The sequence below is a fragment of the Bifidobacterium tissieri genome (assembly GCF_002259645.1).
Taxonomy (GTDB): Bacteria; Actinomycetota; Actinomycetes; order Actinomycetales; family Bifidobacteriaceae; genus Galliscardovia; species Galliscardovia tissieri.
The window spans coordinates 40842-56496 of sequence record NZ_MWWV01000009.1; the positions used below are offsets into that span (position 1 = coordinate 40842).

The 15655-nt window shown below is 57.5% G+C and carries 15 protein-coding genes; 7 read left to right on the plus strand and 8 right to left on the minus strand.

The window, feature by feature from the left end; all coding sequences use genetic code 11:
• Window positions 1-21: 21 nt before the first annotated feature.
• A complete protein-coding gene (locus BTIS_RS07100) occupies window positions 22-1752 on the minus strand; it encodes an FTR1 family iron permease (RefSeq protein ID WP_094664224.1) in 1731 nt (576 codons plus the stop codon).
• 485 nt (window positions 1753-2237) lie between these two features.
• Between BTIS_RS07100 and BTIS_RS07105 the strand changes: the two genes are divergently transcribed.
• Window positions 2238-3257, plus strand: a complete 1020-nt coding sequence (locus BTIS_RS07105) for an FAD:protein FMN transferase (RefSeq protein WP_094664030.1) — start codon at window positions 2238-2240, stop codon at window positions 3255-3257.
• A gap of 87 nt (window positions 3258-3344) precedes the next feature.
• On the opposite strand, the gene BTIS_RS07110 is transcribed toward BTIS_RS07105, so the two are convergent.
• Window positions 3345-3758 (minus strand): hypothetical protein, encoded by a 414-nt coding sequence (locus BTIS_RS07110; protein WP_094664032.1) that lies wholly within the window; start codon window positions 3756-3758, stop codon window positions 3345-3347.
• Window positions 3759-4088: 330 nt separating this feature from the next.
• Between BTIS_RS07110 and BTIS_RS07115 the strand changes: the two genes are divergently transcribed.
• The 5 genes from BTIS_RS07115 to BTIS_RS07135 all read left to right on the plus strand — a co-directional run bounded on the left by BTIS_RS07115 (window position 4089) and on the right by BTIS_RS07135 (window position 6977).
• Window positions 4089-4430, plus strand: a complete 342-nt coding sequence (locus BTIS_RS07115) for a helix-turn-helix domain-containing protein (RefSeq protein WP_094664034.1) — start codon at window positions 4089-4091, stop codon at window positions 4428-4430.
• Between the two features lie 186 nt (window positions 4431-4616).
• Entirely contained in the window at window positions 4617-5015 is a 399-nt protein-coding gene (locus BTIS_RS07120) for an ImmA/IrrE family metallo-endopeptidase (RefSeq protein WP_158216863.1), read from the plus strand.
• A complete protein-coding gene (locus BTIS_RS11705; RefSeq protein WP_143248900.1) occupies window positions 5012-5398 on the plus strand; it encodes a hypothetical protein in 387 nt (128 codons plus the stop codon). Before BTIS_RS07120 ends, BTIS_RS11705 begins: the two co-directional genes overlap by 4 nt.
• Window positions 5395-6096 carry a DUF4417 domain-containing protein gene (locus BTIS_RS07125; RefSeq protein ID WP_094664038.1) on the plus strand — a complete coding sequence of 234 codons (702 nt, stop codon included), beginning with the start codon at window positions 5395-5397 and terminating at the stop codon, window positions 6094-6096. The genes BTIS_RS11705 and BTIS_RS07125 overlap by 4 nt, the downstream gene beginning before the upstream one ends.
• A 530-nt stretch (window positions 6097-6626) precedes the next feature.
• The gene (locus tag BTIS_RS07135) at window positions 6627-6977 is read left to right on the plus strand and encodes a hypothetical protein (RefSeq protein ID WP_094664042.1); all 351 of its coding nucleotides are present in this window, start codon (window positions 6627-6629) and stop codon (window positions 6975-6977) included.
• A 30-nt stretch (window positions 6978-7007) separates the two neighbouring features.
• Here BTIS_RS07135 and BTIS_RS07140 read toward each other — a convergent pair whose 3' ends face one another.
• The 4 genes from BTIS_RS07140 to BTIS_RS07155 all read right to left on the minus strand — a co-directional run bounded on the left by BTIS_RS07140 (window position 7008) and on the right by BTIS_RS07155 (window position 12790).
• Window positions 7008-8012 carry an aldo/keto reductase gene (locus BTIS_RS07140; RefSeq protein ID WP_094664044.1) on the minus strand — a complete coding sequence of 335 codons (1005 nt, stop codon included), beginning with the start codon at window positions 8010-8012 and terminating at the stop codon, window positions 7008-7010.
• 295 nt (window positions 8013-8307) lie between these two features.
• The gene (locus BTIS_RS07145) at window positions 8308-10137 is read right to left on the minus strand and encodes an ABC transporter ATP-binding protein (RefSeq protein ID WP_420807013.1); all 1830 of its coding nucleotides are present in this window, start codon (window positions 10135-10137) and stop codon (window positions 8308-8310) included.
• A 71-nt stretch (window positions 10138-10208) separates the two neighbouring features.
• Window positions 10209-12032: an ABC transporter ATP-binding protein gene (locus BTIS_RS07150; protein WP_094664048.1), complete on the minus strand. Its 1824-nt coding sequence runs from the start codon at window positions 12030-12032 to the stop codon at window positions 10209-10211.
• 296 nt (window positions 12033-12328) lie between these two features.
• Window positions 12329-12790: a MarR family winged helix-turn-helix transcriptional regulator gene (locus BTIS_RS07155; RefSeq protein WP_094664050.1), complete on the minus strand. Its 462-nt coding sequence runs from the start codon at window positions 12788-12790 to the stop codon at window positions 12329-12331.
• A gap of 362 nt (window positions 12791-13152) precedes the next feature.
• Between BTIS_RS07155 and BTIS_RS07160 the strand changes: the two genes are divergently transcribed.
• A complete protein-coding gene (locus tag BTIS_RS07160) occupies window positions 13153-14622 on the plus strand; it encodes an amino acid permease (RefSeq protein WP_094664051.1) in 1470 nt (489 codons plus the stop codon).
• Window positions 14623-14809: 187 nt separating this feature from the next.
• Here the strand turns inward: BTIS_RS07160 and BTIS_RS07165 are convergent, their stop codons facing one another.
• Both BTIS_RS07165 and BTIS_RS07170 read right to left on the minus strand, forming a co-directional pair.
• Window positions 14810-15295 (minus strand): hypothetical protein, encoded by a 486-nt coding sequence (locus BTIS_RS07165; protein ID WP_094664052.1) that lies wholly within the window; start codon window positions 15293-15295, stop codon window positions 14810-14812.
• The gene (locus BTIS_RS07170; protein WP_094664054.1) at window positions 15295-15648 is read right to left on the minus strand and encodes a hypothetical protein; all 354 of its coding nucleotides are present in this window, start codon (window positions 15646-15648) and stop codon (window positions 15295-15297) included. Before BTIS_RS07170 ends, BTIS_RS07165 begins: the two co-directional genes overlap by 1 nt.
• Window positions 15649-15655 lie beyond the last annotated feature (7 nt).

Genomic DNA, 15655 nt, shown 5'->3' on the forward strand with positions numbered 1-15655 from the left:
TCGATCACCGGTGCGAGTTGGTCACTTGGTTTCGGTTCCGGTTTCAGCTCCGGTGGAAGCCTCGAGCTGGGCCTTGACCTTACGCTGCTTGATGAAGCCGACCACGAACAGGACGATCACGGCGACCGCGGCAAGTGCCTGGGCCACGATGGTCTCCACGTACGGGTAGAAGCCGAGCCAGTCGTTGGTAGGCACGCCGTTGAGGTACATGCCGCTCAGGGCGTCACCCTCAATCAGTGCGTGCACGCCACCGCCGGCGAAGACGACCACGAGAATGGACATCAGAATGGAGGTGACCAGGAAGAACGGGCCGATCGGAATCTTCACGGAGGTGAAGCGGATGATCAGGAACACGATCACCAGCACGACCGCCGCCGCGATACCGCCGATCCACATACCGCGTGAATCCTGACTCATCGAGTAGATCGACTCGTAGAAGATCACGGTTTCGGCACCCTCACGGAACACGGCGAGGAAGCTCAGCATGGCAAGCGACACGATGGTGCCCATCGTGGTCTTCTCGCCGGCGGCGGTCACGGAACCGGCGGACGCCACAGCGGATTCGGTCTTGTTCTTGATGTACTTGTTCCATGCTTCGACACTGGACTTATTGAGCATCCAGTTGCTGGTCCACAACAGCATGCCCATGGCGATCAGGGCGCATACGCCTTCCATGATCTCCTGGATCGGGCCACTGCCGCCGAAGAGCAGGCCAAAGAGTATGGCGATGACACCGGAGCCGGCCAGACCGGCCACCACGCCGAGGTAGATCCACTTGACGAAACGCTTGTTCTCGGACTTGATCAGGTAGGCGATGATGGCGGCCACCACGAGCAGCGCCTCAAGACCCTCGCGGATGAGGATCAGGAACGCCTGGCCGACCGAGCTGGTGATGAACTTGGTGAAACCGTTGACGTCGTCGGCGGCACCGCCGTCGAGCTTGCCAGCGTCCTCCACCAGCATGGCCTTGAGGCTGGTGATGTGCTGGGTGGCGTCTTCACCGGCGACCATGGCCTTGCGGGCCTCCTTGAAGGTGGATTCCACCTTGGAGACGCGGTCGCCGCCGATGGCGTTCATCACGTTCTTTTCGAAGCCGAGCTTCTCGTAGTACTGGTAGTAGGCGTTGTTGACGAGGTCGGAGCCCTTGCGGCCGTCACCGGCCTTGGCCGCGGCGAGGGCCTTGTCGAGGATCGGGGTCATTTCGTTGGCCACATCGGTCCAGGAGCGGTTGCCCTTGCCGGTGTTCTTGTTGACCTTGTTGGCCTCGAGCGTCTTGCGCTGGGCGTTGGTCTTCTCGGCGCGGGCCGTGTAGTATTCCTGCGGCTTGAGCAGGTCGGATGCGTTGTCGAGCTGGGTGGCGGTGTCGGCCACGTCGGCGGTGAGCGCGGCGATGCCGGAATCGATGTCGCCTTCCTTGCCCTGCTGGTAGGCCAGGGACTTGAGCGAGTTGAACTGCTGCTGCTGGGACTGGAACTTCTCCTGACCGAGCTTGTCGATGGTGGCCTGCGAGAAGTTGGTGGACACGTAGGTGATGCTGTACGCCGAGTTGAAGGCGGATGCGGCACCGGAGTGGTCGCCGTTCTTGTAGTCGGAGGAGCCTTCGTTGAGCTGTTCGGCGATCTTGTCGGAGATCTGGGTCCATGTGGTGTAGTCGAACGATGCCTTGGTGGGCACGCCGTCCGAACCGGAGGCGGCCATGGCGGCGTTCGGCGCGGCGAACAGGGTCGCCACCATAAGCACCGCCATGATCATGGCCGCGAAGACGCGGGCGACGCCACGGGCCGAGCCGCCGATTTCGGCATTTCGCTCATAGCGTACAAGTATGGTGCTTAGTGAACGCATAATTCCTCTCAATTCCAGCCACTAGGGAAGCACGTTAGGAAAACCAATGTTTCCAAGGCTTCCATAGCATTTCCATGAACCGTTACGGAAACTTAGAACCACTTTGGGGAAAAAGAAAGTCTTGACATTTTTAACAATGGATGATATTGGCCACCGTTCTGGATGAGTTGCACGTATGTGAGCGCTCATAAACCGTTGTGCGCACTACGTTTTGTTCATTTGGAGGAACAAACTGGCACAACTCAAGGGCTTGTCTCAATAGTTGAAATCACACAACTCGAAGATACCCAAATACGATCGCTGGAATTCCGCGGCACCGTTGTTCGTACCTTCGAGTTGTGTACCATCTCGTCCCGAGCCATGCACAAAACCACTATGGGACTACCATCGAACCCATGAACCACGCGATCGCCTTTTCCAAAGCTCTGGGCGGCGGAATAGTCGTCACCACGTCGAGAAGTGTCCCCTCCAAGCTGCGCGAACGCATGGCGGCGCGCATCAAGGAGTTCGAGCGGGCATTGTCGCGGTTCCGAGATGATTCGATCGTTGCGGATATGGCCCGGGCCGTACATGGGGGACGATTCGAATTCCCGGGCTTCACGCATCCCCTGTTCGAGTTCTACGACCGGTTGTATGCGACCTCGCAGGGCGCGATCGATCCGTGCGTGGGCGAGGACCTTGCACGACTGGGCTATGACGCGAATCTGACGTTTCGCATGGAATCCGGCGCGTTCGCGCACCTAGGCCAGGAGCACGGACGAGCCACATGGGACTCGGTGCGGCGCAACGGCACCACGCTGATCACCACCGGCCCGGTGCGGTTGGATTTCGGAGCCGCGGGCAAAGGACTCATGGTGGATCTGCTCGGCGACATGCTGGAGCAGTACGCCCGTGAAACCGGCCTCCCACTGCACTATGTGATCGATGCAGGCGGCGACCTGAGAATACGCGTGCACAATACATCGCCCAAAAACGAACGCCACACCGACGATCGGAAGTCCGACTTCGGCGAGCGTCCCACCCGCATCGCATTGGAGGACCCGGACGACACCACGCGGGCCATCGGTGTTCTCGCACTCACGAACGCCTCGCTGTGTGCATCGGCCCCCAGTCGCCGACACTGGCCAGTACGCGGAACCTCCGAGGCTCTGCGCGAAGCCCATCATCTGCTCAACGCGATCGACGGGCTTCCCGCAGACGAAGTACGCGCCTCGTGGGTGCTGCTCGACGGCAACAGCAACGACAGCACCCACGAACCGTATCCGACCATGGTCGCGGACGGATTGGCAACCGCCTTGTTCGTCACATCGGCGGCCGCGCTCGCCGAATCATTCAATTTTCAGTGCGCGCTCGTCACCGCCGACCGCGTGGTCGCCAAATCCCCCGGTTTTCCGGGGCGGTTCTTCATGAAGTGAAGAGATTGCGATGGCGCAATGGACACAAAACGACGATGGCTGGTGAATTACCAGTCATCGTCGTTGTATCAGGTTCCTCTATCAGGGTCAGTTGTCGTCCCTATCATCGTTCTGGTCGTCCTGATCATCATTCTGATCGTCAGCGTCGTCATTCTGATCGTCCTGATCATCATTCTGGTCATCGGCGTCGTCATTCTGATCGTCCTGATCGTCGTTACGATCGTCGGCATCGTCGTCTCCGGTATTGGACTGGCTGTTGCCGGTATTGCCGGAGTTTCCGGAATTACCAGCATCGGAACCGCCGGAACCATTCGATCCGCTGGTCGACGACTGGCTCGGCGAATCCGCCGGAGCGTCATCGTCGGAGGAGCTGCCGCACGCGGACAATCCGAACAGCAGCAGCACGGCGGCGAGCGCCGCCATCACCACGGCAAACCTGCGATCGCGACCGGAGCGGACTCCGGCCCCATTCCATCCAACCTTGTTCCACATTGCGTTCATGGCGCTCCCCTTTCGGCGTCATTGTCAGAGGCATGCGTCGCCGTCATCCACGCGGATCCAACCCAAACCCCTATCGGAAGCGCACACGGCATCGTTCATGCATCAACGGAGCCAATCGGTCCGTCGTATCCATCGTTCCATATCCGCTCGATCACCCGCAACCCCCTCCCCGCCACACACGAACGGGGGTCGGAGGCCAAGCACGCCGGCAATACTCATGGCCGCAATCTATCTCTACATAGCAGCAGGATACAAGCACATACAATTATTCATTTTCGAATAATTGGTGTATGCTGTTATTCGGAAACAAAATATCAGCAAGGGGATCGCATGACGGAGCAACTGGGAGAAAGAATGAGAGCACTGATGACAAAATACGGCATAACACAAGCAAAGCTTGCAGCGTATGCGGGCACATCTCAGTCGAGCATATCGAAGTACTTGTCCGGAACGCAGGAACCCAACGCTAACGTTCTAGCAAACATCGCGACAGCATTGCATACCACCTCTGCCAATCTTTTGGGTAAGCCCGAACCAACGATCGTCACACCGTTCGGCTTCATCAAGGAATATTGCGCTCGACATGGAGGCGAGCTCAGCGAAGCCGAAGTATCTGAACTCATAACAACTCTGCTCAAAGCGCGAGAGAAACGCAATGATCAAACTCGATGATCAGATGTACTGCGAACTAAAACAGAATGTAGTGAAAGCTTACAGACAACTGGGATTCATCCGTATCCCCGTCGATCCGCTGGAACTTCTAGCATCAGATGGCATCCAAGCAGTCCCCTACTCTATAGGCCTCAATATTAGGAATCTCAACGATTTCCTGACACTGAGCGCCTGTCCCTGTGGCATGTGATCGCCCTCGAGGGGAGAAAGAACACCACTAAACTAGCGTTTTATAACGATTATGAGTCACAAGGCCGAATCCGCTTCACTGTCGCACATGAGGCAGCCCACTGCTTTCTTGGTCATAAAGAAGATAGCGAACTTGCTGAGAGACAAGCCAATTTTTGGGCACGATATGCAATTGCTCCCCCAGCTCTCATCTATTGCAAAGAACTGAGATCAGCTGCTGAAGTGGCCGATCAATTCGGTCTTTCAAACGAATGTGCCGGCTATGCATTCAACGCTTATATGAAATGGCAGAATCATCGCATCAATGATAAGCAAATTGATGACAGCATCATCGATCTTTATGTGCAAGGACTGCGGCATCAACACAGTTATCAATTCCTAGGAGATGATCAATGAAAAAATCATACCGTCTTCCCGGCGTATTCTGGGATCATCGACCAGAATCTATTTCAGCACTAGAGTCAGTTGCTTATAACCCATTTTATTTGAAGGTCGGCCATCCAGAATGCTTATTCGATTACAACGGTAAGCACCGTTGCATCAGCCTCACCGAACTGCTTTCACTGAGCTCTCAGACAGCAGTCGATTCACTTGCTCGACAATTATTGAATGTTACTGCAATCGCCATCATCTGTGATTACAAACCTGAGTTTTACGGGAGCATAGCTAACAAGTTCTTCCAACATCGAATACGTCAGGCACTCCGCTTGTTGGAAGACTTAGTCCCAGACACTGCAGTGACATTGATGCAACTACCAAATCGAAAGTCGGTCTCATGATCCATACGCTGGTAGATATCTTGAAATTGATTGAACAGTATCAACATTACCTCGAACAGCAAGGGGTTAACTTTGACAGTCAAGGCTTTCCTCACCTGCGACGCGAATGGTATTTAAAAGAATGGCCAGACGTAATCGTGACGTATAAGGAACGCAAATCCACGCTCGTAAAGAATCCGTCGAATACCGTATTGTGCTTCTACTGTGCAGACGGACTCATCTATCCGCGTCTCGAACACGCACTAGATGAGATCGATAATTATCGGCCATTCATGGGCATCATTGGCTCAGACGTCACCGTTACGGAGGACATGGATATTGAGTGGCAACGAACAACCATCCTCCTTAACCAATTATTCAATGCCATTCTCGCAGTCAACGGCATCAGAATTGCACAGAATCTACGTATTGGTTTGCCATCAACTCTTGCGTGTCTTCTCAACATACCGGCAAATGTCATGTGTGCTTCTAGCACGCTTGGTTGTTCCCCGACACAACAAGGAGATATCTCATATTCAGTCAAGCTTCATACGCTTAGACCATCCGCGGTCATGCTCTATGGCAAGGAGGATCTTATCATGGAGCAGCAGCTGGATTCCGCCGGAATTCCTTATCGACGATATGACGATGTTCACACATTGTACAAAACAAACTCTTTCTCTTTACGAACAGAACCGAGGCACAAATTGGACAACTGAAAACAAAGACTCTCATCATGCGTCGGAGCTAACCAGTAGTACCCTCACAAGGATTCGCACATCCCTCATACCGCAGTTTACTTATGTGGCATTGTTAGGAAATATTCTACAAATTGTCATTATCCAAAATTCGATTCGGATGCACTATAAGGAGTTTTCATATCCGACACGAAAACCGCGTATTCGGCAGCATCGAAGCACTATATCAAAGATGTCGTCCCCAAATCACCAACTGAACAGGAACGGTACCGCAAGGCTAAGGAACGCGAAGCCAAGTATAACGATGATTGGGGCAGACTCTCGGTCAATCTCAATGATATTATCCAACAATTCGCCCCAGGATCCACCGGAAAAAAGAAAGGCTATAAATATAAATATGTTGGCAAGGACTACATTGTTTTAGCAGACATGATCGCCGGATACCTACGTATCGTCGACCGACGTACCAGTCAGTTCGTCAAACTTGATGGAACACCCGGCGATGATCCGGAAACACATTTTAAAATCCTCAAGAGGAAGGATATGCGATCATGATGTTCGCTCTGTTTCATAATTTCGACAATGTCAAGTTCTGGCACAGAATCCCCCAAAGAATCGGATGCCCTCCATCACAGGTTGAGATCTTTCGTATGACGGCGGACGCCGATCGCGATCTGATGGACGCCGATCTCGTGGACCCTGTCAACAATCTATGCGATGCATTACTTGGTCCGTATGATGTGGATTTTCTCGACGCCACGCAATGTCGGTTGCTGGCAGGCTGGATTGAGGCCCGTCTCACACAGCCGATCACACCACGATTGGCAGAGATCTACCGCAAACTCGATGACTACGCACGCCGCGCTATCGAATACAATACCGGCGTGGTCATCGAGCTCTAAGCCATCCCAGCGTCCGTAGAAGAAGCAATCTCACCGACTCACAGAGGCGTTGAGGAAGCGCAGTTCGTCGGGGGTGAGCACGAGGCGGGTCGCAGCGAACGAATCCTTGATTTCGTGCGGATTGCGAGCGCTGGGGATTGTGAACAGCTGATCGTATTGGGCCAGCTCCCACGCGAGTACCACACGCTGGTACGAGCAGTCGTGCACGGCGGCGACCGTGCGGAATGCGTCGTATCGACGCTGGTCCACCTTGTCGAGGAATCCGCCGAGCGGCGACCAGCAGACGAACGCCAATCCCAACTGTTCACAGTATTCCAGCGTGTGATCCGGGTCGGGATATGACGGGGAGAACTGGTTCTGCACGGCGATGAACGCGTCTTCCAGAATCGCGTTCGCGGTCTCGATGTCGTCGGCGTTCACTCGGGAGATGCCCACGTAGCGCACCACGCCCTCGTCCACAAGCTGACGGAACGCCCCCATCTGCTCGTCGTACGGCACCTGCGGATCGTTGCAGTGCGAATACAGCAGGCTCAACGTGTCGACGCCGAGTCGCAGCGCCGATTCCTTGGCCTGACGGATGATGGTCTCCGGTCGGGCGTCGGCCTGCCATCCGTATTCGCCGAAAGCGTTGCCGCTGACCGCGCCGGTACGATCGGCGATGACGGCACGATTCTGATCGGCATCGGATTCGGAGTCAGTACTGTTCTCCGCAGCAGCCTCAACGGCGACAGGAGCGGACAGCGTGCGCAGCCATCCGGTCTTGGTGGCGACCAGCACCTCGTCACGCGGCCCATCCCACGTGCGCAATGCGTCATACACGAGTCTTTCGCCGTAGCCGAGATCCTCCGGCTCGCCGGTGCCGGGTCGACTCGGCAGATAGTACGACCATGCGGTGTCGAGGTAGCGTACGCCTTCGTCGAGCGCGGCATGAATCGTATCGATCGCCTCGGTGCGATCGGTCGGCCGCCCCTCGATGGCGAGTGCCATCGTTCCCATACCCAATCGCGGTGTCTCGAATCCTGCCAACTGCGCCATATGAGTCCCCTTTCAACTGCTCGGCGGTTGCTCACGCGTTGTGCGCGTTCCCCGATGCCCTGCGGCACCTTGCGGCACGCACCGTGCCACTTCTCCATCACGATCGTCTCTCAAGGCAACACCTTAGCCGTTTGAAGCCGTTCAGGGTATCCCCAATGTTTCCAGCATGTCGGCGGGGATTCAAAACAATATTGCCGGCCGACGTCGTTCATTCGACATCGACCGGCAAATCCGTGGCGCACCGTGCGCACGCCGACACGGACTACGCGTCGGCACCACGCACGACTACGCGCGTTTACGCGGCGAGAGTGGCGAACTGGCTGTTGTACAGGTCGGCGTAGAACCCACCGGCGGCGAGCAGCTCGTCGTGCGTACCGCGTTCGATGATGTCGCCGTCCTTCATCACGAGGATCATGTCGGCGTTCTTGATCGTGGACAGCCGGTGCGCGATCACGAAGCTCGTGCGTCCCACGGTCAACTGGTCCATGGCCTTCTGGATCAGCTCCTCGGTTCGCGTATCCACGGAACTGGTCGCCTCGTCGAGGATCAGAATGGGCGCATCCTGGATCATGGCTCGTGCGATGGTGAGCAGCTGCTTCTGTCCGGCGGACAGGCTGGTGTTGTCGTTGAGCACGGTGTCGTAGCCGTCGGGCAGCGAGTTGATGAACCGGTCGAGGCCCACGGCGCGGCACGCCTCGCGCACCTGTTCGTCGGTCACGCCCTGCTTGGAGTACACGATGTTCTCGCGGATCGTGCCCTCGAACGTCCACGTGTCCTGCAGCACCATGGCGAACTGGTCGTGCACTTCACTGCGTGGCACGGACGAGGTGGACACGCCGTCGATGCGGATGTCGCCGCCGTTGAGATCGTAGAAGCGCATGAGCAGGTTGACCATGGTGGTCTTGCCGGCACCGGTCGGGCCCACGATCGCCACCTTCTGGCCGGCCTTCACGCTGGCGCTGAAGTCGTGGATCACGAGTTCGCCGGGCTTGTAGCCGAAGCTCACGTGGTCGAATTCCACGTCGCCACGCAGCCCGTTGGCGTCACCGGCCTCGTCGGTGATGTGACGACCGGCGAGCGCGGTCTCATCGCTCATCTCCGGCTCCTCAAGGAAGCCGAACACGCGCTCGGACGCGGCGGCGCAGCGCTGCAGATTCTGGAACGCCTGGGCGAACTGGGAGAGCGGCTGCGTGTAGAGGCGGATGTACATCATGAACGCCACGATCACGCCGAACTCGATGTCGCCGTTCATGGCGAGCGCGGCACCCACCACGCACACGGCCACGTAGCCGATGTTGCCGATGAACTGCATGAGCGGCATCATGAGTCCGGACAGGAACTGCGATTTCCATCCGGACACGTACAGACGGTCGTTGTACTTCTCGAACTGCGCGATCGACGCATCCTCGCCGGAGTATGCCTTGACGATCGTGTGACCCGCGTACATCTCCTCCACGTGGCCGTTGACCTCGCCGAGCGCGAGCTGCTGCAGCGTGAAGTACTTCTGCGACGCCTTCATGATGATCAGCATGAGCAGCAGGCCGACCACGCTCACGCCGATCGCGGTGAGCGTCATGATCACGTTGTTGTAGAACATCATGACGAGCGAGCCGACGAACAGGGTGACGGATGTGATGAGCGCGCCCAGCGACTGGCCGAGCGTCTGGCCGATGGCGTCCACATCGTTGGTGATGCGGCTGAGCACGTCGCCGTAGCTGACCTTGTCGAAGTACTTGAGCGGCAGTTTGTTGATCTTCTTCGAGATGGCGTCGCGCAGACGCTGGGCGGTGCGCTGCGTGACGGTGGCCATGAGCCAGCTCTGCACGTAGGTGAGCAGCGCGTAGCCCACGTAGAGCGCCACGAGCGTGACGCAGATGTGCGTGACGGCGTCCATGTCGATCGCGTTCACGACCGGACGTCCGTTCACCATGGCGGGAAGACCCTTGGTGATCTCGTTGGTGACTTCCTTGAGTTTGTCCGGTCCGATGATCTGGCAGACCGTTCCGATCGCGCCGAGGATCAGCGCGATACCCATGACGGGCAGGTACCGCTTGCAGAAGCGGACGAGCTTGCCCATGATCTTGCCGAAGTCCTGCGGTTTTTCCTGTGGTCGGTTCGACCCCATTGGTCCTGGCATTGGTTTCTCCTTATACGACTTGTACGTTGTGCGACTTGACTGTGATGTGGCGGTCCGGTTCAGGCGGCGAGTTCGGACTGGCTGAGCTGGCTTTCGGCGATTTCGCGGTAGACATCGCAGGTGTCGAGCAGTTCCTTGTGCGTGCCGTGGCCGACCACGCGGCCGCCGTCGAGCACGATGATCTGGTCGGCGTGCATGATCGTGCCGATGCGCTGGGCGACGATCAGCTTGGTCGAGTCGGCGCATTCGCGGGCGAGCGCCTCGCGCACTTCGCGGTCGGTGCGGAAATCAAGCGCGGAGAACGAGTCGTCGAACACGAGGATCTCGGGGTGACGCCATACCGCGCGCGCGATGGACAGTCGCTGCTTCTGGCCGCCGGACACGTTGGAACCGCCCTGGGCGATGTCGGAATCAATGCCGCGTGGCATCTTGTCGACGAATTCGCTGGCCTGCGCCACGTCGATGGCGGCGCGCACGGAGTCGGCGATGGCGTCGGCATCGGTATCGGCCTTATCGGAAGCGGACGCGGCAACGGACGCGTTTCGTGCATCCTTGTCGCCGTACGCCACGTTGCTTGCCACGGTTCCCTTGAACATCACGGATCGCTGCGGCACGTAGCCGATGCGGTCACGCAGCGCCTTGAGGGTGTAGTCACGCACGTCCACGCCGTCGACGAACACCTGTCCTTCGGTGGCGTCGTAGAAGCGCGGCACCAGATTCACGAGCGTGGACTTGCCGGAGCCGGTGGAGCCGATGAACGCCACGGTCTGTCCGGGTTCGGCCTTGAAGCTCACGTGCTCGAGCATCGGCTCACGCGAGTCGGGGTAGGTGAAGCTCACGTCGCGGAACTCGACCTCGCCGCGTAGTGCGCGACCGCTGGCGTCACGCTCACCGTCGGTGCGCTCGCCGTCGGTGACGGTCGGCTTGGTGTTCAGCACCTCAAGCACGCGCTTGGCGGACACGTCGGCGCGCGGCCAGAGCACGAATACCATACTCATCATGAGGAAGCTCATGATCACCTGCACGGAGTAGCTGGAGAACACCACCATGTTCGAGAACAGGGTGAGCTTGTCCATCATGCCGGCGGCGTCGATCAGATAGGCGCCGATCCAGTAGACGGCGAGCATCAGACCGTTCATCACGGTGTTCATGAGCGGCATCATCACGCTCATCGCACGGTTGGCGAACAGCTGCGTTTCGGTCAGATCGGTGTTGGCCTTGTCGAACTTGGCCTCCTGATAGGCCTCGGCGTTGTATGCGCGGACCACGCGCAGGCCGGTGAGGTTTTCACGTGAAACGCGGTTGATGTTGTCGGTAAGGGCCTGCATGGCCTTGAACTTGGGCATGACCAGCGCCATCAGGATCACGATGGCCACCATGAGGACCGCTACGGCCACGCCGGTGGCCAGCGTCCATTCGAAGCCCTTGCCTGCGATCTTGAGCACCGCCCACACGGCCATGATCGGCGACTGTACGAGCAGCATCAGGCCCATGGTCATGAACATCTGGATCTGCGTGATGTCGTTGGTCGAACGGGTGATCAGACTGGCGGACGAGAACCGACTCATCTCCGCCGGACCGAACGATTCCACACGGTGGAATTCCAACGAACGCAGACGTTGGCTGAACGATGCGCCCACGCGTGCGGCGATCAGGCTGATGAACACCATGCACACGACTGCGCCAAGCGATACGGCGAGCATCTTGCCGCCGGCGATCCAGATGTCGCGCATCTCGCTGCCGGGCGTTTCGACGAGTCGGGTGATATCGGCCATGTAGTCGGGCAGTTCCAGATTGAACCAGATCTGCGCGATGACCAGCAGCAGGCCGACGAACAGCTGCCCCCATTCGGCCTTGGATAGGTATTTACTGATTTTCAGCACGGTTACGCTCCCCTCATGTCATATCCCACTCACATCCCCCGCCCCTTCATCCTTAGTGTGATCACACCAAGGTGGCAGGACCCAAGCAAGCAGTCCCAGAATCCTTGCAATATCAAGGATTTAAGGCCTATTCACCAGAACACCACATTCTTAGTGTGATCACACTAAGAATGTGGATAGGTTGTTTTGGGTTGTTTTGATTATTTTGAGTGGTCATTATTTGTAGTGTTCAGTATTCTGCAATAGAAAACCCGGCTTGAACACCGGGCGTATGGTCGGCTCACACGACACACGACTCAGATCTTGCAAGGCGGACCCGCAGGTGGGCCGGGAAATCCTTCATCGTGCATGCAGTCGACAAATTCCTTGCAGCGATCAAGAAACTGTCGGGTATGCTCCTCCCCCATTCGTTCGAAGACGCGGACAAACCGATCATGAATCTCACGAAACATCGCCTCGTCCGTTTCACGACCGAGCTTGGTGACACTCACCAGCACGTTGCGTCGATTGGCCGGGTCGGTTTCGCGTACGATCAGCCCCTTCTTCTCCAGCCGATCCAGAATCGCGGATACACGACCCGGACTGACACCCAGATCGTCGGATATGCGCCCCGGCGTCAACGGCACGCTCGACGCGGCCAGTATATGCAACGCCGGGCGTTCGCCGCGCGATCCGCGGTTCATCTTGTCAAAGGACTTGCCGCGATCGTTCATCGTGAGTGAAAACATCTCCGATACCGCGTCCTCAGCAAATCCCATGATCGTTCCTTTCTCGATTTCCGAATACTTTTTATCATCAATATTTTATAGTGTCAACTATTCGGCGTTCCGTGCGTTTTCCCTTGAAATTTCAATGGTTTTGACACATCAAGCCACACCCGGCGAATACGACTACATTCCACATTCGCCACACTATCTTCCACACGCACGCCACGCGCCTTCCACGTAGTGGGTTCAAACCCGCGGGTGACGTGCCATGCGACTACCCTCGGTACACGTTGCTCGAACGACGCCCAAACCGAGTCATCGGCAAAGGCGCCCGTATCGAATGTTTCACGTGGAACGTCCACTCGGCGACCACGCGCGGCATTCGCACAGCCATCAGAGAGGAAGGGAACGCCATGGCCGAACAATCGACCAAACCGCGCGAGACCGACGACGTGCCGGTCCCCGCATCGCTTCGTAAATCACTGAAAAACCGTCACATCCAGCTCATCGCACTCGGCGGCGCCATCGGCACGGGCCTGTTCTACGGCTCGTCCGAATCCATCGCGCTCGCCGGACCGTCGATCCTGCTGGCCTACCTGATCGGCGGCCTCGCGATCTTCATGATCGTGCGTGCGCTGTCCGAAATGTCGGTGGAGGACCCGAAGGCCGGCGCCTTCAGCTACTACGCCACCCAGTACTGGTCCAAGCGAGCCGGATTCGTGTCCGGATGGAACTACTGGTTCAACTACATCCTCGTGTCGATGGTGGAGCTGTCGGTCGTCGGATCGTTCGTGAACTACTGGTTCCCCGCCATCCCGACGTGGGTGTCCGCCGCCGCGTTCCTCATCATCATCGCGGCCGCCAACCTGCTCGGCGTCAGCCAGTTCGGTGAGTTCGAGTTCTGGTTCGCCATCATCAAGATCGTGGCCGTGGTGGCCATGATCCTCGGTGGTCTTGCCGTGATCGTCTTCGGCCTGCCCACCGACTCCGGTATCAAGGCCAGCTTCGCCAACTGGTTCAACATCGACGGCGGATTCTTCCCGAACGGCCTGATGTCCCACTCCGCAGACGGCACGTGGACCGGTCTGCTCATGGCACTCGTCGTGGTGATGTTCAGCTTCGGCGGCACCGAGCTCATCGGCATCACCGCCGGCGAGACCGAGGACCCGCGTCGCACGATCCCGCGCGCCACCAACGACATCATCTGGCGAATCCTCGTGTTCTACATCGGCGCGCTCGGCGTGATCATGGCCGTGGTGCCGTGGAACACGATCGACGGCAAGTCCAGCCCGTTCGTGCAGATCTTCGACTCCGTGGGCGTGCATGTGGCCGCCGGCATCCTCAACTTCGTGTGCCTCACCGCCGTGATGAGTGTCTACAACTCCGGCCTGTACGCCAACTCGCGCATGCTGTACTCGCTCGCCAAGCAGGGTAATGCACCCGCCTACCTCGGCAAGCTCAACAAGAACGGCGTGCCCGTGGCCGGCGTGATCACCTCCGCCGTGATCACCGCCATCGCCGTGGTGGTCGTGTTCCTGTGGCCTGAGTTCGCGTTCAACTACCTGATGTCGATCGCCACGATCGCCGGCGTGATCAACTGGACGATGATCATGATCACCGAAATGAAGTTCCGCCGCGTGGCCGAGGCCGGCAATTCACCGGAAGATTCCGCACTGCACGGACTCTCCGGCAAGGACGCGCTGGCGGCGATCCACTTCAAGCTGCCGTTCGCGAAAGTCACCCCGTGGATCGTGCTCGCGTTCCTCGCACTCGTCGTGGTGCTCATGTGCTTCTCGCCGAGCTACCGCGTGGCCGTGATCGCCGGCGTGATCTGGCTGGTGATCCTGTTCGTCGGCTACCAGCTCACCCAGGTGCGCAAGTAGTCGTCGCACAACAGTCAGACAAATACGGGCTGAACAAGACGAAATCCTGAATTCGTAGTGGGTTACGGACGCTATACGACTCCACAACATCCGTAACCCACTACGAATCGCCGGAACCGTCTTGTTCAGCCCGTATTTTCGTATACGCCTACGCCGCAGCCCAGAAACAGACGAGCGCGCGGGCATGTCATACGACCCGGCATACGGCTCCTGATCGTTCAATCATCGTACGAAATGCGTCAAGCGAACGGCGAGAAAACGCTCGATATGCAGGATTGCCACATCGTGGCCGATCATCATGGATGACGATCTCTGCCACATTCATCTTTTCAACTGCGTCGAGGAACTCGTCCAAACCGCTCGCAGTCTGACCAGCGACATCCAGCCATGTAGCATTGACATGGCGGATGATGATTCCCCGTTCGGCATCCCACAAATTGTAGGGGTCTCCGAACGGAGACTCGTCAATGGCAAAACCGGACGCATTGATCTTTCCCGATGCGCGGTCGTACTCAGGAGCAGCCTCCGCATTACGATGAAAAACGTCATCCTTCATGCGCTGTGCCGTTTCTGAATCTTGATCGTGACTCACATTGCCGCGTCGGATGCCTGTTTCATCCGTCAGATGTTGGTACCAGACCTCCTTCGGCGCAGATCTCTTGTGCATGCGCATTAGAACACCAGTTCTACGAACGTGTGGTGCTCCTGAGCGACCCGAAGTGCATCGATCAAGGTATGCAGACCACTGCGTTCCACGTCATTGGTACACTTCTTCAATGCAGTTTCTGCCATAGTCAGAGCGGTATCAATATATTGCGCGGGAAGTTCCTCATCCTCGTATTCGTCAATGATAATCCGGAATGCAAAATTGTAGGCGTCCCACAGGGGGCTGAGCGCATTGTATTCGGCCTGCCGCAGTTCAAACGTCGCACAGTGCTCGGTATCAAAATCCGCGTACTGCATATCCTGTTCCCCCTGAGCATCCAGCGGAACGAACAGGTTGTACCCTTCATCGATTTCGCTCATGGAAATA